This is a genomic window from Pseudomonas sp. G34 (assembly GCF_031119625.1).
Classification (GTDB): domain Bacteria; phylum Pseudomonadota; class Gammaproteobacteria; order Pseudomonadales; family Pseudomonadaceae; genus Aquipseudomonas.
The window spans coordinates 24,766-43,413 of the sequence record NZ_JAVHZV010000026.1 but is presented as its reverse complement, the minus strand read 5'-3'; the positions used below and the strand labels follow the sequence as shown (position 1 = coordinate 43,413).

The 18,648-nt window shown below is 60.5% G+C and carries 17 protein-coding genes; 7 read left to right on the top strand and 10 right to left on the bottom strand.

Translation table 11 applies throughout. From position 1 onward, the window contains the following. Window positions 1-383: 383 nt before the first annotated feature. The gene (locus QYS36_RS16370; protein WP_308840486.1) at window positions 384-1,004 is read left to right on the top strand and encodes a cysteine hydrolase family protein; all 621 of its coding nucleotides are present in this window, start codon (window positions 384-386) and stop codon (window positions 1,002-1,004) included. Between the two features lie 36 nt (window positions 1,005-1,040). On the opposite strand, the gene QYS36_RS16365 is transcribed toward QYS36_RS16370, so the two are convergent. Continuing rightward, on the bottom strand, window positions 1,041-1,529 hold the full coding sequence (locus tag QYS36_RS16365; RefSeq protein WP_308840485.1) for an Lrp/AsnC family transcriptional regulator: 489 nt from the start codon (window positions 1,527-1,529) through the stop codon (window positions 1,041-1,043). A gap of 324 nt (window positions 1,530-1,853) precedes the next feature. On the opposite strand from QYS36_RS16365, the gene QYS36_RS16360 reads away from it, so the two are divergent. Beyond that, window positions 1,854-3,275, top strand: a complete 1,422-nt coding sequence (locus QYS36_RS16360) for an amino acid permease (RefSeq protein WP_308840484.1) — start codon at window positions 1,854-1,856, stop codon at window positions 3,273-3,275. Between the two features lie 377 nt (window positions 3,276-3,652). On the opposite strand, the gene QYS36_RS16355 is transcribed toward QYS36_RS16360, so the two are convergent. Together QYS36_RS16355 and QYS36_RS16350 are read right to left on the bottom strand one after the other, a co-directional pair. Beyond that, a complete protein-coding gene (locus tag QYS36_RS16355) occupies window positions 3,653-4,960 on the bottom strand; it encodes an ArgE/DapE family deacylase (RefSeq protein WP_308840483.1) in 1,308 nt (435 codons plus the stop codon). A 46-nt stretch (window positions 4,961-5,006) separates the two neighbouring features. After that, window positions 5,007-6,323, bottom strand: a complete 1,317-nt coding sequence (locus QYS36_RS16350; RefSeq protein WP_308840482.1) for an MFS transporter — start codon at window positions 6,321-6,323, stop codon at window positions 5,007-5,009. A gap of 167 nt (window positions 6,324-6,490) precedes the next feature. Between QYS36_RS16350 and QYS36_RS16345 the strand changes: the two genes are divergently transcribed. Together QYS36_RS16345 and QYS36_RS16340 are read left to right on the top strand one after the other, a co-directional pair. After that, on the top strand, window positions 6,491-7,468 hold the full coding sequence (locus tag QYS36_RS16345; protein ID WP_308840481.1) for a LysR family transcriptional regulator: 978 nt from the start codon (window positions 6,491-6,493) through the stop codon (window positions 7,466-7,468). A gap of 294 nt (window positions 7,469-7,762) precedes the next feature. Beyond that, the gene (locus tag QYS36_RS16340) at window positions 7,763-8,797 is read left to right on the top strand and encodes a histone deacetylase family protein (RefSeq protein WP_308840480.1); all 1,035 of its coding nucleotides are present in this window, start codon (window positions 7,763-7,765) and stop codon (window positions 8,795-8,797) included. Window positions 8,798-8,843: 46 nt separating this feature from the next. Here QYS36_RS16340 and ctlX read toward each other — a convergent pair whose 3' ends face one another. Continuing rightward, window positions 8,844-9,782 carry a citrulline utilization hydrolase CtlX gene (gene ctlX / locus QYS36_RS16335; protein WP_308840479.1) on the bottom strand — a complete coding sequence of 313 codons (939 nt, stop codon included), beginning with the start codon at window positions 9,780-9,782 and terminating at the stop codon, window positions 8,844-8,846. Between the two features lie 32 nt (window positions 9,783-9,814). Continuing rightward, window positions 9,815-10,867 carry an ornithine cyclodeaminase gene (locus tag QYS36_RS16330; RefSeq protein WP_308840478.1) on the bottom strand — a complete coding sequence of 351 codons (1,053 nt, stop codon included), beginning with the start codon at window positions 10,865-10,867 and terminating at the stop codon, window positions 9,815-9,817. 185 nt (window positions 10,868-11,052) lie between these two features. Between QYS36_RS16330 and QYS36_RS16325 the strand changes: the two genes are divergently transcribed. Next, complete coding sequence (locus QYS36_RS16325; protein WP_308840477.1) at window positions 11,053-11,475, top strand: Lrp/AsnC family transcriptional regulator; 423 nt, start codon at window positions 11,053-11,055, stop codon at window positions 11,473-11,475. A gap of 160 nt (window positions 11,476-11,635) precedes the next feature. On the opposite strand, the gene QYS36_RS16320 is transcribed toward QYS36_RS16325, so the two are convergent. The 5 genes from QYS36_RS16320 to QYS36_RS16300 all read right to left on the bottom strand — a co-directional run bounded on the left by QYS36_RS16320 (window position 11,636) and on the right by QYS36_RS16300 (window position 16,494). Continuing rightward, window positions 11,636-12,952 (bottom strand): MFS transporter, encoded by a 1,317-nt coding sequence (locus QYS36_RS16320; protein ID WP_374990467.1) that lies wholly within the window; start codon window positions 12,950-12,952, stop codon window positions 11,636-11,638. 177 nt (window positions 12,953-13,129) lie between these two features. After that, entirely contained in the window at window positions 13,130-13,768 is a 639-nt protein-coding gene (locus tag QYS36_RS16315) for an N-carbamoylsarcosine amidohydrolase (protein WP_308840476.1), read from the bottom strand. Between the two features lie 10 nt (window positions 13,769-13,778). After that, on the bottom strand, window positions 13,779-14,531 hold the full coding sequence (locus QYS36_RS16310) for an Asp/Glu racemase (protein WP_308840475.1): 753 nt from the start codon (window positions 14,529-14,531) through the stop codon (window positions 13,779-13,781). Then, the gene (locus tag QYS36_RS16305; protein WP_308840474.1) at window positions 14,528-15,349 is read right to left on the bottom strand and encodes an alpha/beta hydrolase; all 822 of its coding nucleotides are present in this window, start codon (window positions 15,347-15,349) and stop codon (window positions 14,528-14,530) included. The genes QYS36_RS16310 and QYS36_RS16305 overlap by 4 nt, the downstream gene beginning before the upstream one ends. Beyond that, entirely contained in the window at window positions 15,346-16,494 is a 1,149-nt protein-coding gene (locus QYS36_RS16300) for an FAD-dependent monooxygenase (RefSeq protein WP_308840473.1), read from the bottom strand. Before QYS36_RS16300 ends, QYS36_RS16305 begins: the two co-directional genes overlap by 4 nt. Window positions 16,495-16,810: 316 nt before the next feature. On the opposite strand from QYS36_RS16300, the gene QYS36_RS16295 reads away from it, so the two are divergent. Further along, a complete protein-coding gene (locus QYS36_RS16295; protein WP_308840472.1) occupies window positions 16,811-17,863 on the top strand; it encodes a 2,5-dihydroxypyridine 5,6-dioxygenase in 1,053 nt (350 codons plus the stop codon). Window positions 17,864-17,981: 118 nt separating this feature from the next. Continuing rightward, a complete protein-coding gene (locus QYS36_RS16290; protein ID WP_308840471.1) occupies window positions 17,982-18,431 on the top strand; it encodes a MarR family winged helix-turn-helix transcriptional regulator in 450 nt (149 codons plus the stop codon). Window positions 18,432-18,648: the final 217 nt, after the last annotated feature.

Sequence of the window (18,648 nt, the reverse complement as noted above, 5' to 3'; positions counted from 1 at the left end):
GAGCATGAGGCGTCTGCTGGCCGAACGAAGTCGTAACGCTCACGCTCAACTTCAAACGCCAGTACTGAACGGCAGCGCCGCTCGGCAGCTAGCTGCGAGGCTACCCCCTGGCAACGGCTACATCGCGCCCGCCGCTGCCGCGAAGCAACGTTAATCCAGTGTTCCGGTGTGGTTGGCCACCGCGCAACCGACTCGGGAATTTTTTTCCCTCAAGCCAGTATCCGCGCAAAAGCTTCCTAAAACACCCCGCATGCAGCGCCAATAAAGCAAAGCAACCCTATGAGCTTGCCCATATATTTTCTTCGAAGCGACTCACTCCGTTTCAACTTATATGGGCAAGTAATTGGCCTGTACAAAAACACTATGCAGGGTCAACAACCATCATGATTAAACAATTCGGGAACGACACCGCTTATCTACTCATTGACGTTCAAAAGGGCGTGAACGAACTGAGCCACTGGGGCGGCCCAACCGGCCGCCGCAATAATCCAGAAGCAGAGCAAAACATGGCTGCGGTTCTGGCCGAGTGGCGTAAAGCGGGCCTGACCGTGATCTACACCCAACACGACTCCCGCCAGAAAGTATCGCCCCTGAAGATCAGCCAGCCAGGGGGTGCCTTCATGGATGAACTGCTACCAAATCCAGGTGAGCTGATCATCTGGAAAGATGTGAACAGTTCCTTTATCGGTACGACCCTGGAACTGGAACTGCGTCGGCGCGGTATCAGCCGTTTGGTTGTGACAGGCTTCTTCACCAACTACTGCGTGGAAACCACCATCCGCATGGCCGGCAATATGGGTTTCGACACTTACCTTATGCATGACGGGTGCGCGACCACCAACCAGATCGGTATCGACGGCGTCGATCATGACCCGGAAACCATTCACAACCTGTCGATCACCAGCATGAATGGCGAATTCTGCACCCCGCTGGATCATCGTCAGGTACTGGGGCTGCTGAAAGAGGACAACCAGGCATTGAGCCGTATCCAGCGCAACGAGTAACGCGTCGAGCAGGCGCATACAACACCGGTATGCGCCTCAATTATCCGGGATTGGCAGGCGATGCGTGTCCTTGATTTCCCTCAGCGCAAGGCTGGAATGGATAGAGGAGATACCTGGCTGGGTGCGCAACACCTTTTCGACAAACTCGCCATACGCATCCAGATCTGCCGCGACAATCTGCAGTATGTAATCTGCACTTCCAGTCACCTTGTGGCATGACAACACATAAGGGTTACTGCGCATCACGGATTCAAATACATCCGCTGCCTTATCGGAATGCATGTTAAAACTGATTTGAACAAAGGCCGTCAGATTAAGCCCGACTGCCCGCCGATTGATGATGGCTTCATAACCGGTAATTACGCCTTCTTCCTCCAAACGCTTTCTGCGCCGCCAGGTCGGCGTAGTACTCAGCGAAAGTTGCTCGCCTACCGCAATGCTGGACATGGAACCGTCTGCTTGTAGCAGGCGCAGCATTGATCTATCAGCGCTATCGAGCGAAACCCGATTCATATTTTTGCCCATCAATAGTTAATCATTCCTGCACACCCCCGTATCGCGCAAAAAATACCTTTCGTCAAGCCTCGTGATCGGCCCTCAGCCCTGAACTGAAGGATGGCGTCTTGCTGCCCCGCGGATCGCCGGCAATAACTTTCCCGACAGTGCTATTGAGCAGAAAAAACTTTGCTTTATGCCCATGTACGGCTCTGCACTTAGCAAAGTATTTCCGCGAAAGCTAAGCGAGCATAGGGCGTTGCAAATAACAACTAACGCTGTAAATCAGCACAAAAAACATGAGCTGCATTTTTTAGCCCGCCTATCAAAAACTCGACAACAAAGAGGCTGAGCATGGAAAACCTTTCCGTTCTGCACGATGAAGCAGTGCCCCCCGGCGAACCCCACCTGAAACGCGCACTAAAGAACCGCCACATTCAATTCATTTCCATTGGCGGCGCAATAGGAACCGGCTTGTTCATGGGCTCTGGAAAAGCCATAGCCTTGTCAGGCACATCGATCATTCTGGTTTACATGATCGTTGGCTTCTTCCTGTTCTTCATCATGCGCGCCATGGGTGAACTGCTGCTTACAGACCTACGGTTCAGGTCGTTCGCAGACGTGGTGGCTCACTACCTCGGGCTCAGAGCCGGGTACATGCTCAGTTGGTCATATTGGCTGAGTTGGAGCGTTGCCATCATTGCCGACGTGATTGTCGTCGCCGGGTTCTTCCAGTTCTGGTTTCCTGATGTGCCCATCTGGGCAACCGCCAGCTTCACGATGCTGCTGCTTCTGGCCCTTAACATGATGGCGGTCAAGCTTTTCGGCGAGGTTGAATTCTGGTTCGCGATCATCAAGATCGTTGCCATTGTTGCCCTCATCGTGACGGCGTTCATCCTGATTGGCATGTCGTATCAATCCCCGGAGGGCGTCACCGCCTCGCTAAATAACCTGTTCGAAAAAGGAACGATGCTTCCTCACGGGATCAGTGGCTTCCTGGCAGGCTTTCAGATCGCAATCTTCTCCTTCGCGGGCACCGAACTGATCGGCACAACCGCCGCGGAAGCAGAAAACCCGAAGCGCAACCTTCCCAAGGCGATAAACACCATTCCGTTCCGAATCCTGATTTTTTATGTGCTCGCCCTCGCTTGCATCATCAGCGTGACATCCTGGAGCCATGTCCCGGCTGACCGCAGCCCCTTCGTCGAGCTGTTTCTTTTCGCCGGCTTCCCAGCTGCTGCCGGGATAATCAACTTTGTAGTCTTGACCTCCGCTGCCTCGTCAGCGAACAGCGGGGTCTACGCCAGTTGCCGGATGTTGTTCGGGCTGGCCCGGCGTAACAGTGCGCCAAGCTTTTTCGCCAAACTGTCCCGCTCCGGGGTTCCGGTCATGGCCGTTGCGTTCTCCGGCATCGCCATGTTCTGCGGCTTATGCCTGCTGACCATCTTTCCTGACGTCATGGAGCTGTTCACTGTTGTCTCAACGGTGGCGACCATCCTCAACCTGTATATCTGGACGATGATCATGCTGGGCTACCTGGCCTACAGGAAAAAAGCGCCTGAACTCCATCAATCCAGCCTCTTCAAACTGCCTGGCGGACGTGTCACCTCGGTCGCCTGCCTCGGCTTCCTGCTTGCCGGTTTCTGGGTATTGTCACTTCAGGCAGACACGCGACTCGCGCTGTACGTGATGCCGTTCTGGTTCCTCTTTCTGTTCGTGTCCTATCGACCTAGAAAGGCCGCTTCGAACCCAGTGGCTTCGCGAATCACCCCGTAACGACAAGCCCCCGTCAGCGGGGGCTGTCTGGCAACTTCAACGCCGTGGGTACAAGCAGGGAGACCGCGCTTGTGAACGTGGCCGGGCGAATGCCCCCATACGGCGAAGCTGGGCTGCTGCTCGTTCCAGGCAGGCAACTGCCCGTGCAGCGTCACGCGCCAGCGGCGGGGCATGGCGCCATCTCGGACGTCGCCAGCTCCATCCAACGGCCCATGCTGAGCCCCCGTAACGAGCCTCGATGACTTGCATGTGGGCAGAGCACAGTTGGTGGGCAGCCTCTGCATCACAGCCCGCTCAGAATGTCTGCATTGAAAAACCCGACAGGCCGCTGGCCGGTCGGGAAAGTCAGATGGCTTTTGTGAGGCTGCGTGTTCCGCTTACTTCACGGCTGCCTGCAAGTTGCACCACTGGGCGATGAACAGCGCGATGCTCTTGGTGATCAAGCGCAGCGACTCGATGTGCACCCTTTCGTCAAACCCGTGGATGTCCAGTGATTTAGGCCCATATACCAATGTCGGCATATCGCCGTAAATCACGAAAACGCGAGCGTCGAGGTAGCCGGGAGTCGTGAACGACTGCAGCTCGCTTTCGAACGCAATGCGGTGGCAATCGCGCAGGGTGTTTTCCGCATCGGAGCCCTCTTCAAGCACGTAGCCCTCGGCGTAGAAGCCGGTAAATTCAACCTGGACAGGCATACCGCCGAGGCGAGGATCCGCTGCGGCCTCGGCCAGGCAAGCCTCGATTTCGGCCCGTGCTTGGTCCGCCGTGGTGCCGGGATAGATCGCGGCCCGCACCTCGAATTCGCACCATGGCGGTACCGTCGACGGCCAATCCCCGCCAACGATCTTGCCAATGTTGAAGTTGATGGGATGCTCGAGGTGTTCGAAGTGCCGGTGACACTGGTGCTGGCCATTCCATTTCGCTTCGATTTTACGCAGCGCTTGCATGGCAGCGTAGGCCGCATCGATCGCGTTGATCCCCGTTTCCATCTCGCGGTTATGGGTTGGCCGGCCCTGTACTTTGACTTTGAACCAGAGCACGCCGACGTTGGCGCGAACCAGCATGTTTTCTTCCGGCTCCGGAATGATCACTGCGTCTGCCTTGTAGCCACGTAGCAGAGCGGCCAGGGCACCATTGCCCGTGCACTCTTCCTCGACCACGGACTGGAAGTAGATCGGAGCACCGGGCGCGTAGCCGGCAGCCTTGATCGCATCGAATGCGAACAGGTTGGCCACCAGCCCGGCTTTCATGTCGGCAGAGCCACGGCCATACAGCCAACCGTCAACGATGGCTGGGTCCCAGGGCGAGCGCGTCCACCTCTCGACAGGGCCGGTCGGCACCACGTCGATATGCCCGTTGAGGATCAGCGAACGCCCGGTCTGCCGTTCTGGCCGATAGGTACCCACCACGTTGAAAGCGTTCTCGTAAGAGACGGTAACAGGGCCGAAGCCCGGGTGGGACTTGATGTCCTCGACATCGATCTTCCATCGATCCATCGACAAGCCGCGCTTGTGCATCGCCTCGTAAAGGAAGTCCTGGGCGGTGTGCTCCTGCTCGCGGAGCGAAGGGATACGCACTAAATCCTGGGTGAATCGCAACTGGGCTTCGAAGTTGTCATCGACTGCCTGGAGAACACGCTGGATGTGTTCAGGCGTCAGTTGGTTCTGGCCGAGATGACTGGTCATGGTCTGTTCCTAATCAGGGTTTTTATCAAGAATGGCGGGCTCAGGCTTAGGGTGCCGTCACGGCGCTGAGCGCCGACTCCTGGCGTCTTTTATGCAGCGCCAGGCCTATCACGCAAACCAGGGTGATGGTCGAAAGCACCGAGTAGAAAACTGCCAGCGGCAACCATTGGTTGGGATAGATGTGGGTAAGCCAGGTGCCAATCAGGGGAGTGAGCCCTCCTGCCAAGGCCCCGCAAAACTGGTAGGAGAGCGAGATGCCGGTGTAGCGAATGCGTGTTGCAAAGGCAGAGCTGATGAACCCCGCCATTGCTGAGTAAATCGCCGCCATGAACACCAACACGATCGCGATGCCGGCAATGATGCTCGCGCTGGTGCCTTTGCTGACCAGGATGAACATGGGATACGGCGCGGCCACCGAGGCTGCCGAGGCAAAGATCAGCAGCCGGGCCGTTCCTATGGTTTCGGCGAACCATGCGGCCAGGGGCTGAATGAAGAACTGGATGATCGCCACCACGAATAGGCAATCCAGGATCATTCGGCGATCGAGGCCCAGGGTCTGGGTGGCATACGACAGCATGAAGGTGTTGGTAAAGTAGATCCCGCCGATGGCAACCGTACACACGCCCATGCACAGCAGCAGGGTGCGCCAGGAAGTGCGAAAGACCTCCTTGGCGGGGATGTCGGTGGTTTGCTTGTCGGCCAGTACCTTGGCGAAGTCCGGTGACTCACTCACGCCAATGCGGATGAAATAGCCCACCAGCAACAGCACCGCGCTGATCAGGAAAGGGATTCGCCAGCCCCAGGCGAGGAAGTCGGCCTCATCCATGGAGGTGACCAGGCGAAAAGCCAATAGCGAGAGAATCAGCCCGGCAGGGCTACCCAGTTGCGCGAATGAGGCTGCGAAGGTACGGCGCTTGGCAGAGGCGTGTTCACCCGCCATCAGTACCGCACCGCCCCACTCCCCCCCTACGGCCAGGCCCTGGGCCAGGCGCAAGACGATGAGCAGCACGGGGGCCAGCACACCGGCCTGCTCGTAGCTGGGCAGCAGGCCGATGCCCACCGTTGCGACCCCCATGATCACCAGTGTCGCCATCAGGGCCTTCTTGCGGCCCACACGGTCGCCGAGGTGACCGAATACGAACCCGCCCAACGGACGAGCGAAGAAGCCAACTGCGAAGGTACCGAAAGCGGCCATGGTGCTCAGAAACGCATCACCGGTCGGGAAAAAGACCTTCCCGAATACCAGGGCTGCAGCGGTTGCATAGATGTAAAAGTCGTACCACTCGATGGTCGTACCAATGAAAGCTGCGGTAGCGGCGCGGATCGGCTGTTTCGCAGCCGGCGCAGGGGATTTCCCGGTCATGGGTGAAGCACCTCTTAGAGTTGTCGGGAAATTTATGCGCCCCGCTCGACATTCGGTCAATTTCTCAATTCTTAATCAAGACATTAATCCACCTAATGTCTTGCGCCATGGGCGCAGCATGGGTTCTGCTAGAACCTCTCTCCTCGGAACGCCACGAAAACTGCCACATGAAAGAAAAAACTCAGCGCATAAGTGACCGCCTCGACTGGAATCTTCTCCGAACCTTCCTGGTGATCGCGCAGGAGAAAAGCATCAGCGGCGCCGCTGTGAAGCTGCATGTCACCCAGTCGGCGGTAAGCCAGGCCTTGCGCCGGCTGGAAGAGCAGTTCGGGCGAAGATTGATAGAACGTCATCACAGTCGTTTCTGCCTGACCCCTGCTGGCGAGGAGGTGCTGGCGGCCGCCGACACCATCTATGGCAACGTCGCTCAACTGGCGAGTAGCGTCTCCGATGCCGACGAACAAACCGTGGGGCGAATCCATGTGCTGGTAGCCAGCCGGATTCACTCAGCCGTTTACGATGCGTTCTGGGCCACCTTTCATCGCGCGCACCCACGGGTCGAAGTTGAGCTTGAAGTGATGCCAAGCAGCGAGATTGTGAAAATAATCCAACAAAAGGGCGCCACAGCCGGAATTGCGCTGTGCAAGCAGATGCCCAAGCGCCTTGAACACAGCCTTTTTCTGCAACAAACGTACTCGTTGTTCTGTGGCCAATATCACTCGCTGTTCGGGAAGTCCGATCTCACCATGGACGACCTGCTGGGTGAGAACTTCGTGTCCTTTACCAGTGATGCGCTAGGCGACAGCCTGTCGCCGCTAACCATTTTTCGTGACCAGCGGGGCTTCTCCGGGACGGTGGTGGCCACCTCATCCCATCACGATGAGGTCAAGCGCCTTTTGGTGGCCGGGTTTGGTATCGGTTGTTTGCCCGAACACAGTGTTCAGCACGACCTGGATGAAGGGAAGTTGTGGCGACTGCCTCCGGAAGAAGGGGTGTGTTCGGCCAATCTCTATCTGCTGTGGCATGAGGATGCCCACCGAACTGCAGCGGAAAGAGTGTTCCTCGACGCGTTCAAGGCCCATATCGAGCAATACACGCCAGCTCAGCGTCTGCTCCCCAGCCTGCCGCCAGCGAGTCGGCAATAGCGGTTTGGCAGCGACCGGCTCGGGTTGAGACCGCGGAGCATCGAAGTGTGCCGTGCGGCCTTGCCAGCAGGCACTGGCAGCGATTGCCCACCATGACGCCAGGCTCAATGGTGGAGGCGCCATGCGCAGAGCATCCTGCGCTTGGCGGCATTTGCGCAAATTCTTGCTAGCGATCAGAACCTGGGGAATATTTCTTTCCATGCATGCCCTGATCTGGCGGCCCTAAAGCAAAGCATTTCTCATGCAGAAGGCGGAAGATTTTCGAGACGAACACGGCCTCGAGAAAACCACGACGTGCTTACCATCTTCAGCTCCAATCATCGGCTCCACCACGGCTCCGAACTCAAAGACGGTTCCCTCAAGCCTTCCTTCGAGAACCCGCAACGGGCGGACACGGTCCTGGCCCAGGTCAGGAGCGAAGGGCTCGGCGATATCATTGCGCAGCAGCGTTACGACCGCTCGAACTATGTGGCGGCGCACAGTGAACGCTACGTTTCGTTCCTGGAAAATGCCTGGCAGGAGTGGGCTGCCACCGGCAAGACCCATGACGCATTGCCGCTGGTCTGGCCAGTTCGCGACCTGGCCATCGATCAGGAACCAGACTTCATTGACGGCAAGCTTGGCTTCTACGCGATGGATGCCGGCGCCCCCATCACCCCCGGAACCTGGGAGGCGGTGCGCAGCAGCGCAGATGTCGCGCTGACGGGCGCCCAGCATGTGATCGACGGTGCCAAGGGTGCCTTCGCACTGTGCCGCCCACCAGGGCATCACGCGGCTCGCGAATACATGGGCGGCTACTGCTACCTGAACAACGCGGCCATTGCCGCTGAGCGCTGCCTAAGCCGTGGCGCCGAGCGGGTTGCGATCCTCGACGTGGATTTCCACCATGGCAACGGTACGCAGAACATCTTCTACGACCGCAGTGACGTGCTCTTCGTGTCGCTCCATGGCGACCCATCGGTTTCCTATCCCTACTTTGCAGGCTTCGCCCATGAGACCGGGGTCGGCGCAGGTGCAGGCTACAACGCGAACTACCCGCTGCCAGCCGGCACTCAATGGGACACGTACAGCATCGCCCTGGCAAACGCGCTGAGGCGCGTGCAGGCATACAAGCCGGATTTTCTGATCATTTCCCTGGGCGTGGACACCTTTGAGCATGATCCGATCAGCCACTTCCGCCTGACCAGCGACAACTTCATCCAGATGGGCGAAGCCATCGCCAGGGCTGCCATAGCGACCCTGTTCGTGATGGAAGGTGGCTACATGGTCGACGAAATCGGCATCAATGCCGTCAATACGCTGCAGGGGTACGACAGCCTGGTTCGCTAAGGGACAAGCCCCACACAATCCGCGTGGGGTGCAGGAGAACGGTCAGCTATTTTCGTGGCGACAGGTGAATGCCGGCGATCATACAGCGAACCGAGCCTCCGGCCATTTCGATGGTCGGCACGTCCAGCGCCACCAGCCTGGCAGACCGTTCGATTCGCTCGCGCTGCTCCCCGGTGAGGCTGGCAAGCGCTCTGCGCGATAGCGCCAGAATTCGCCCGTCACGGCCGGAAAGCTCGATGGCGTTGCCAGCAAACTCGCGGATCTGTTGGGGGGACAACTCGATTACCTCTCGGCCTGACTCGATCAAACGCACACGAACGTCCTTGGCCCGTGCCTGGCTGGTAAATGCCTCAAAACCAACCAGTGCGAACTCGGTCGCCACACACATCAAAACGTTGGTGTGGTAGATCGGCAAGCCGTTCTCATCCGCCGTGTCGAATACCATGGGTTCAAAGTTGAAATGCGTGCTGAAACGCTCCAGGACAATAGGGTCGGCTCGATTGGATCGCGCCGTGTAAGCCACCCGCGACAGGTGATCGAACACCATGGCGCCTGTTCCTTCGAGGAACAGTTCGTCTGGTTCGAGCCCCGAGTAGTCGATCACATCCTGAACGCGGTACTCCTGTTTGAGCATCTCGATGACATCGTGACGCCTCTCCCGACGTCGGCTCGGCGAATACATCGAGTAGATCGCGACATGCCCACCGGCGTGCGTCGAGAACCAGTTGTTCGGGAATACCGAATCCGGGGTGCCGTACTCGCCGAAGTCCTCGAAGAGGTGAACCCTTATGCCCTCTGCCTCCAGCCGCGCCACGGCCTGGGTAACCTCGTCATGAGCAGCTGTGGCCAGGGTTTGCGCGGCGATAGCGGGGCTGGCGCGCTGGAACGAGTTGTCCGCAGCCGTTGCTGGGTTTGGCGCAAAAGCGTGCGGCCTGACCATGACCACAGCCGCAGGCGCTTGAATGAGACAGGTTGAAAATGCCATCACAGATTACCGAGGTGGGAGCCAGTATGGGATCACGCAACGCGTCGGATACGCTTCCTGGCGCCGCTGCCGCGGGTATGCCTGAACAGGTCCTTGGGGTCGTCCTCGACCTGCGGGACGAGGTCGATTTTGCTGCCTGCCCGGCGCGCCTCGGCTTGTTGCAGCACATAGCGCAACACCGAATAGTCCTCGAGCGCGAAACCAACCGAGTCAAATACGGTGATTTGCTCCGGGCCCTGACGGCCCTCCTGCTGGCCAACCAGCACGCGCCACAGATCAACCACCGGGAAGTCAGCCTCAAGTTGCTGAATGTCGCCCTCGATACGGGTTTGCGGCTCGTACTCTACGAACACCCGTGCGTTGCGCAGCACATCGGCATGCAGTTCCGTTTTGCCAGGGCAATCCCCTCCCACAGCGTTCAAGTGCATGCCGGGTTCAAGCATGTCGGGCGTGATGATCGTTGCATAGGCTTTGTCAGCCGTAACGGTTGTAACGATGTCAGCGCCGCGGACTGCGTCAGCCACGCTCGACGCACGAATGATCTTCAGCTCGGGATACTCCTGAAGATTGCGGATCAGTTTCGCCGTTGCGAGAGGATCAACGTCGTAGGCAACGATTTCGTTAATACCGAGGTGCTTGTGAAACGCCAGCGCCTGGAATTCGCTTTGCGCGCCATTTCCGATCAATGCCATACGTTTCGAGTCAGGCCGGGCCAAGGCTTGCGCCGCCATCAGCGAGGTCGCTGCGGTGCGCAGCGCGGTCGCGATAGTCAGTTCGGAGAGCAGAATGGGGTAGCCGGTTTCGACGTTGGCCAGCACCCCGAAGGCCATGACGGTGTGGAGATTCTTGAAGGTATTGGCGGGATGACCGTTTACGTACTTGAAGGCGTATCGGCTGGTGTCTGCCACCGGCATCAATTCAATGACCCCGACATCCGAATGACTGGCGACACGGGCCGATTTGTCAAACTCGGACCAGCGTTTGAAGTCGTCGCGAATCACACTGGCCAACTCGCCAAGAAATGGAACGACGCCGATGCCGTGAACCAAATCCGACATCGTTGGAACGTCGATAAAAAGAGTCATTGTGTTCCCCTTATGAAAGCGTGCCGTCATTAGCAGGCGAATGGCCCACACAGAATATGAAGCCTTAACGCCGGTAAATTCTGACCGGCTGGGGAGGCAACCTGAAGGCTACAGATTGTTCGAGTTGGCGCCTTTTTTGCGCAATCTGATCAATAAAAACGGCAATAAGTACGGTTGAAATGCTCATGGATAACGTCGACAGAGAACTCATTTCCCTCCTGCGTGACAACGCTCGAATTCCGGTCATGACCTTGGCCAGGAAACTCAAAGTTGCGCGCGCCACCGTACAGAACCGGCTCGCCAGGCTGGAGGCGCAAGGCGTCATCATGGGATACACGCTGCGTCTGCAATCTGATGCGATCGAGCAAGGTGTCCGCGCGATTACCGGCATCGGAATCAGCGGTCACCATGCTGCAGAGGTCAGGCGAGCGCTGCGCGGGCATCCCAACGTCGTGGCGATTCACACGACCAACGGCCGCTGGGATCTGCTGGCAGAGCTGCGCGCCGAGTCGTTGGAGGCCTTCGACAAGGTGCTGAACAGCATCCGCTCGATACCCCATATCGAGCACACGGAAACCAGCATCCTGCTCTCCACGTACAAGATGTAGCAGCCCGCCCCGAGTGAAGGTGCCAATGAAGCGCTTTACCAGGAAAAACGCCGAGGAGCGGGCGTTGATTAGCCGTTCGAAGCGCTGACGAAGGGGTCAGTGATGAACAGCGCCGAGGCGTGAGAGCTCACGCCCCGGCAGGGCCAGGAGGGGGTTCCGGCTAGCGGTTGACCAGCTTGGCCGGCAGGGCGATGACCAGGAAGCAGCTGAGCAGCAGGCAACCGGCAAAGAACCACAGCGCCGCGTGGCTGGTGCCGGTCAGGTCGGTGACCAGGCCCATCAGCGAGTTGCTCACCAGGCCGGCGATATTGGCCAGCGAGCAGGCCAGCGCAAAACCGGTGGCCGCCGCCGTGCCCTTGAGAAAGGTCGCCGGCAGGCTGAAGAACACCGGCACGGCGCCGATGATCGCCGTCGAAGCGATGGCGAACAGGGTCACGGTCATCACCAGGTTATGGCTGAACAGCGTACTGCTGGCCATCGCCGCAGCGCCGACGATGAACGGCACGATGATGTGCCAGCGCCGCTCGCGATGACGATCCGAGCTGGCGCCGATCAGCAGCATGCCGGCCAGCGCCGCCAGGCTGGGAATGGCGGTCAGCAGGCCGATATGAAAGGTGTCGACCACCCCGGTGTTGCGGATGAAGGTCGGCATCCAGAAGCCCATGGCGTAGGCGCTGAGCAGGATCGAGAAGTCGATGCCGCCGAGCATCCACACCTTGAGGTTGAAGAAGCCGTCGCGAAAGCTGTGCTTGCTGTCCTTGCCTTCCGCGTCATCGGCCGCCAGGTCACTGGCCAGCTGCGCCTTCTCCTCGGTACTCAGCCACTTGGCCTGATTGAAGTGGTTGGGCAGCGCCCAGAAGGTGAGGATGCCGAGCAGCACGCTGGGGATCGCCTCGAGCAGGAACAACCACTGCCAGCCACGCAGGCCGTTGACCTGATCGAAGTGGTTCATGATCCAGCCGGAGATGGGCCCGCCGATCACGCTGGACAGCGGCAGGCCGATCATGAACAGCGCGATGATGCGCCCGCGTCGGTAGGTCGGGTACCAGGTGGTCAGGTAGTACAGCACGCCCGGCAGGAAGCCGGCTTCGGCGGCGCCGAGCAGGAAGCGGATGATGTAGAACTCGGTGGTGGTGGTGACGAACATGGTGCACGCCGACAGCAGGCCCCAGGTGATCATGATGCGGGCGATCCACACCTTGGCGCCGACCTTTTCCAACACCAGGTTGCTGGGCACCTCGAAGAGGATGTAACCGACGAAGAACAGCCCGGCACCGAAGCCGTAGGCCGCCTCGCTGAACTGCAGGTCGCTGAGCATCTGCAACTTGGCGAACCCGACGTTGATGCGATCCAGGTAAGCGGCGAGGTAGCAGAAGCACAGGAAGGGGATCAGTTTCCAGGTCACTTTGCGGTACAGCTCGTTGGAGCTGTCGGCAGCACTGCCCATGGCGGTGCTGGTAGCGGGTACGTAAGGCATTGCGTTGTCTCCTGGCGGTGACTTGTGGTTTTTGTTGAAGCCAGCAGTTGTCGACGCGTTGAGCGTCGCCAGCGGCGACTTCCCAAGGCAGCGTCAGTGCCATGCAATGCATGGCGATCGCCCTCTGTGGAGCGACCAATGGAGCAGGCAGCGTACCGCCAGCTCCTTATGGGTGAATCAGCGGGCGAGCCCCTGCAGATAGCTGAGGGTTTCCTGCAGGCTCACGACATCGCCGTACTTGCTGTCGATATCGAACAGGTTGGCCTCGTGGGGCGCCTGGTGGCGATCCCCGACGCACTCGCGCACGACGATGGTGCGAAAACCATGCTGCACGCCATCCACCGCACTGGCGCGAATGCAGCCACTGGTCGAGCAGCCGGCCAGGATCAGGGTGTCGATGCCCTGGGCATGCAACTGTGCAGCCAGGCTGGTACCGAAGAACACGCTGGCGTACTGCTTGGTGACCACCTGCTCCCCCGGCAGCGGCGCGACCGGCACACAGAACTCGGCCAGCGGGTTGCCCTCGACCATGTCCTTCATCACCGGCGCCTTGCGCACCCACATGCCGCCGTCGGCACAATCGGCGGCCTGGTAGCGGATATTGCTGTGCACCAGGGTGATGCCCCGCTGGCGCGCCGCGTCCAGCAAGGCCACCGACTGCTCCACCGCGCTGACCACACCCGGCGCATACAGCGGCGCGCCCGGCGTGGTGTAGCCCTGCATGAAGTCGATCATCAGCAGTGCCGGCCGCGCACCGAAACCGATACGCTGGCCCCAAACGCCCTGGTAGTTGTCGCTAAGGCTCTGCCCGCTCATGGCGATCTCCTCAGTAGGCGCCGGACAACAGCGCGCCGGCGCCGGGCACGATCGGCTCCAGGTCCAATGCCTTGAGCATGCAATAGGTGGTGGCGATGGCCGCCGTGACCACCGGCTTGCCGGTCAGCGCCTCGACCTTGGCCACCGCCTGCAGCGACTGCATCTGCACGCAGGCCGACAGCACCACCACATCGACGCCCTCCAGGTTCATGCCGGCGACGATGTCCGGCAGGTTGGCCGGGTCGTGGCGCGCCACCTGCAGATTGTCGGGGATCTCCAGGGCCCGCCAGTCGACCACCTCGAAACCTTCCTCGCGGATGTAGTCGACCACCAGTTCGGTGAGCGGCTTCATGTAGGGCGCGACGATGGCGATGCGCTTGGCCTTCATCACCTTGAGCGCCTCGACCAGCGCACCGGCACTGGTGACCACCGGCGAGTTGGCGTCGTTGTCGGCGGTCACCTGGCGCAGACGTTTTTCCGACTGGCGATGGTAGCCCAGGCCCATGGCCATGATCGCCACCAGGCAGGCATAGCCGAGCACGTCGACCTTGGCATCGGACAGTTCCAGCGCGCAGCGATCGGACTCGGCATCCATGGCCGCCAGCTCTTCCTTCTTCACCTGCTTCATGCGCATGCGCGCCGAGTGAAAGGTGAAGCGCTCCGGGCGGATGGCCTGGCGGGCGGTGAGCATCGCCGGGATCTCGGTTTCCATGGTGGTGTTGGAGCTCGGCACGATCTGGCCGATGCGATAGAGCCTGTTCATGGCAGCACCTCGTGGTGAATGGGTTGGCCGAGGAAATCGCCGAAAGCGGCGAAGAACCCAGCCAGGTCGTCCCAGGGAATCATGTGCCCGGCAGCGCTGACCCGAGCGATCTGCAAGTCCGCCTTGAGCTCGCACAGCTCGGCCTCGTCGACCGCCTCGATCACCCCGCCGCGCCCGGCCACCATCAGCAGCGCTGGCTGCTGCACGGCGGGCAGGTACTGGTGGATGTCCACGCTGTGAAACTCTTCGAAGGCCTGCACAATGGCCGGCTCGTAACAGGTGTGCAGCCATTCGGCGCGCAACTGCAGTTGCTCGGGGGTCCAGCTCGGGCAGAAGGCTTTCATCGCCTCGGCGTCCATGCCCTGCTCCGCCTGGCGGATGGAGTCGACGTACCAGGGCAGCTTGCTCGGGTAAGCGCGGCGGCCCGGCCCGGACACGGGCGGGTCGATCAGCACCAGGCGCTGCAGCCCAGTGGCGCCCATTGCCGCAGCGCGGATGGCGAAGCGCGCACCCATCGAGTGGCCGAGCAGGCTGTAGCGCTGGAAACCCAGGGCGGCCGCGAAGGCGATGATATCCGCCGCGCAGGTGTCGGTGTCGTAGGCCAGTTGCGGCCCGCTGGAGGACAAGCCACGGCCGCGCACATCGAGGATGTAGGTATCGAACTGGCGGCCCAATACCTCGCCGACGAACCCCCAGGTGATCGCCGGGCTGGTGATGCCGGGCACCAGCAACAGCACCGGCCCCTTGCCGCCATAACGCAGGTAGTGCTGGCGAATGCCGTTGGCCTGCACGTTGCCGCCGCCAATCAGGGTGCTCATGCCGCTACCCCGCTTTTCAGCGGCTGGGCATACACGTCATAACCGTAGACCCAGGCCGGGTCTTCCTGGGTGCGCAGGAAGGTGTTGGCGTTGGACACCGCCTGCACCCGCGACGCACGCTCCTTGCGGTTGGCCTCGTAGAGTTCGAACGCGGTGCGGTAGTCCGTCAGCCCGGTCTCCTGCAGGCAGCGGGTGAGCATCGCCGCATCTTCGATGGCCATGCCGGCGCCCTGGGCCATGTGCGGCTTCATCGGGTGGCAGGCGTCGCCCAGCAGCACCAGCCGGCCACGGCTCCACAGCGGCAGTGGGTTGCGGTTGCGCAGCGGCCACTTGGTGATGTCTTCGGTGCAGCGGATCAGCTTCTGCACCGTCGGGTGATAGCCCTCGAACGCCGCCAGCATTTCCTCCTGGCTGCTGTCCACGTAGTTGCCCTGGAAGTCCCAGGCCTCGTGGGGCACACCGGTGACGAAGTAGTACTCATCACGCTTGGCGGTGGTGTGATAGACCATCATGTGGCGGTCATCGGTCCACCACTTCACACAGGGCTCGAACACGTCGGCATGGCGTACCAGGCTCTCGCCACGGATCAACGCCCGGTGCGCGACCCAGCCGCTGTAGATCGGCGCTTCGGCGCCCAACAACTCTTCGCGGATCTTCGAATGAATGCCGTCGGCGCCGATCACGATATCGGCCGTGGCCTGGCTGCCATCGGTGAAGGTCAGGCGCACCTGGTCGCCCTCGTCGACGATGGTCTCCAGCTTCTTGCCGAATTGCACAGAGCCCGGCGCGATGCTGTTGATCTGCAAATCGTGCATGTCGCCGCGGTGCACGGTGACGTAGGCCGCGCCGTACTCGCGACGGGCGAATTCACCCAGGGGAATGCGCGACAGGTAGTCGCCGCTGATGCCGTCGCGGCTGTGCCAGAAATCCGGGTGCGAGCCCATCTGCTCCAGCGGCTGCTCCAGCCCCATGCGCCGGAAGATCTTCATCACGTTCGGGCCGACATGGATACCGGCCCCCAGGCGGGAGAACTCCGGCGACTGTTCGTAAACGGTCACTTCGAAGCCAGCCTGCTGCAGCAAGGTGGCGGCTGCGGCGCCACCCAGCCCGGCACCGACGATGGCAATTTTCTGTTGAGCGCCCATGGGCATCTCTCCTCTTCTTGGCTACGACACGGGAGTAACCCCGCAGGACAATTACAGTGTATGCACTATATTTTTGTAATGTGAAGAGGGCGCAAAAACTATTTTGTAAAATCCAAAAAAAGACTAAAAACCCTATAAATCCCATACAAAACGGCATTTGTGTAGATTGGTAACGCTTGAATAGAAAGATTGCCAAGCGCTTCCGCATAGGGTTTTATCTAAGCAAATAGAGCGAACACTCTATAAAAGCGCACCAAAGCTCAGCAGCCCGATCCACGATGGTGCACACCCAGCGCAGAGCGACAGGAGACCTGCCATGCCGGTAAGCGATAGTGAACTGACCCAGATGTTCGAACAGGTGCTGACCCTCTCGCGGGTCGACGAGACCCAGAGCGTGGCCATTCTCAAGAGCCATTACTCGAACCCGCGCACCGTGCGTGCGGCGATGGACGCCGCGCAACGCCTGAAAGCCAAGGTGTATGCGGTCGAGCTGCCCTCCTTCAATCACCCGCGGGCGATGGGCAACGACATGACGGCCTACTGCGGCGACACCGCCCTGACCGGCAACCTGGCGGCGCAGCGCGCACTGGAAGCGGCCGACCTGGTGGTCGACACCATGATGCTGCTGCACTCGCCCGAGCAGGAGCAGATCCTCAAGACCGGCACCCGCATCCTGCTGGCCGTGGAGCCACCCGAGGTGCTGGCGCGCATGCTGCCGACCGAGGACGACAAGCGCCGTGTGCTGGCCAGCGAGGCACTGCTCAAGCAGGCGCGCAGCCTGCACGTGCGCTCGGCGGCGGGCAGCGACTTCCACGCCGAGTTGGGGCAGTACCCGGCAGTGACCGAATACGGCTTCGCCGACGAGCCGGGGCGCTGGGACCACTGGCCCAGCGGCTTTCTGTTCAGCTGGCCCAACGAGGAAACCGCCCAGGGCACCCTGGTGCTGGATGTCGGTGACATCGTGCTGCCGTTCAAGAACTACTGCCGCGAGCGCATCACCCTGGAGATCGACAAGGGCTTTATCACCGGCATCCACGGCGGTTTCGAGGCCGAGTACCTGCGTGACTACCTGAAGTACTTCAAGGACCCCGAGGTCTACGGCATTTCCCATATCGGCTGGGGCCTGCAGCCCCGCGCCCAATGGACCGCCATGGGCCTGCACGACCGCAACGACGGCATGTGCATGGACGCCCGCGCCTTCTATGGCAACTTCCTGTTTTCCACCGGGCCGAACACCGAAGTCGGTGGCACCCGCAAGACGCCATGCCATCTGGATATCCCGCTGCGTGGCTGCGACATCTACCTCGATGACCAGGCCGTGGTACTGGCCGGCGACGTGGTCTACCCGCCGCAATCCATGGCCAGCTGACAGCGCCCCACGGCAGCCTCATCTGCCGCTCCTGCATGCCCGCAAGCCGGCGCGGCGAACACCTCGCCGGCTTGCGCGGTTATACTCGGCGCCCTGCGCCTGGAAGCGAAATCTGCCCATGTCGATCGACGATTCATCCGCCAACACCTATCAGGTCACCGAACAGATCGGCCACTTGCTGCGCAAGGCTTACCAGCGTCATACCGCGATCTTCCAGCAGAACGCCTGCGACGCCCAGCTCACCTCCATCCAGTTCGTCACCCTGTGCGCCCTGCGCGACCATGGCCCCAGTTCGCAAGCCGAACTGATCAAGGCCACGGCGGTGGATCAGGCCACCATTCGCGGCATCGTCGAGCGCCTCAAGGCCCGCGACCTGATCGCCCTGTCGCCAGACCCCAGCGACAAGCGCAAGGTCATCGTCGAACTCACCGCCGCCGGCAGCGCGCTGCTCGCCGACATGATCCCCTGCGCCCAGCAGATCAGCGAGCTGACCATGGGCAGCCTCAACCCCGGCGAACGCGTGGCCATTCTCTACCTGCTGCGCAAGATGAACGACAGCGGCGAATAGGCTGCAGGCCGTCCACGCCCCTGCTGGTGAGACAATAGTGAGGCGGTGGTGTCCATTCGATTCTGCTGGGCTGAAGCGGATCGCCGCCCGCCCCACCCTACAGCCGCACACCTTCGGGTAGCTGCACAGCAATCCCTGTGGGAGCGGGCCATGCCCGCGATTCGTGCACATGGCGCACTCCCACAATAGCGAGCCCGCCGCTACCCCCTGCCTTGCA

Bases quoted from the DNA above. Each gene is read 5' to 3' on its own strand.
- QYS36_RS16370 (WP_308840486.1), top strand. From the start codon at position 384: ATGATTAAACAATTCGGGAACGACACCGCTTATCTACTCATTGACGTT.
- QYS36_RS16365 (WP_308840485.1), bottom strand. From the start codon at position 1,529: ATGGGCAAAAATATGAATCGGGTTTCGCTCGATAGCGCTGATAGATCA.
- QYS36_RS16360 (WP_308840484.1), top strand. From the start codon at position 1,854: ATGGAAAACCTTTCCGTTCTGCACGATGAAGCAGTGCCCCCCGGCGAA.
- QYS36_RS16355 (WP_308840483.1), bottom strand. From the start codon at position 4,960: ATGACCAGTCATCTCGGCCAGAACCAACTGACGCCTGAACACATCCAG.
- QYS36_RS16350 (WP_308840482.1), bottom strand. From the start codon at position 6,323: ATGACCGGGAAATCCCCTGCGCCGGCTGCGAAACAGCCGATCCGCGCC.
- QYS36_RS16345 (WP_308840481.1), top strand. From the start codon at position 6,491: ATGAAAGAAAAAACTCAGCGCATAAGTGACCGCCTCGACTGGAATCTT.
- ctlX (WP_308840479.1), bottom strand. From the start codon at position 9,782: ATGGCATTTTCAACCTGTCTCATTCAAGCGCCTGCGGCTGTGGTCATG.
- QYS36_RS16330 (WP_308840478.1), bottom strand. From the start codon at position 10,867: ATGACTCTTTTTATCGACGTTCCAACGATGTCGGATTTGGTTCACGGC.
- QYS36_RS16325 (WP_308840477.1), top strand. From the start codon at position 11,053: ATGGATAACGTCGACAGAGAACTCATTTCCCTCCTGCGTGACAACGCT.
- QYS36_RS16320 (WP_374990467.1), bottom strand. From the start codon at position 12,952: ATGCCTTACGTACCCGCTACCAGCACCGCCATGGGCAGTGCTGCCGAC.
- QYS36_RS16315 (WP_308840476.1), bottom strand. From the start codon at position 13,768: ATGAGCGGGCAGAGCCTTAGCGACAACTACCAGGGCGTTTGGGGCCAG.
- QYS36_RS16310 (WP_308840475.1), bottom strand. From the start codon at position 14,531: ATGAACAGGCTCTATCGCATCGGCCAGATCGTGCCGAGCTCCAACACC.
- QYS36_RS16305 (WP_308840474.1), bottom strand. From the start codon at position 15,349: ATGAGCACCCTGATTGGCGGCGGCAACGTGCAGGCCAACGGCATTCGC.
- QYS36_RS16300 (WP_308840473.1), bottom strand. From the start codon at position 16,494: ATGGGCGCTCAACAGAAAATTGCCATCGTCGGTGCCGGGCTGGGTGGC.
- QYS36_RS16295 (WP_308840472.1), top strand. From the start codon at position 16,811: ATGCCGGTAAGCGATAGTGAACTGACCCAGATGTTCGAACAGGTGCTG.
- QYS36_RS16290 (WP_308840471.1), top strand. From the start codon at position 17,982: ATGTCGATCGACGATTCATCCGCCAACACCTATCAGGTCACCGAACAG.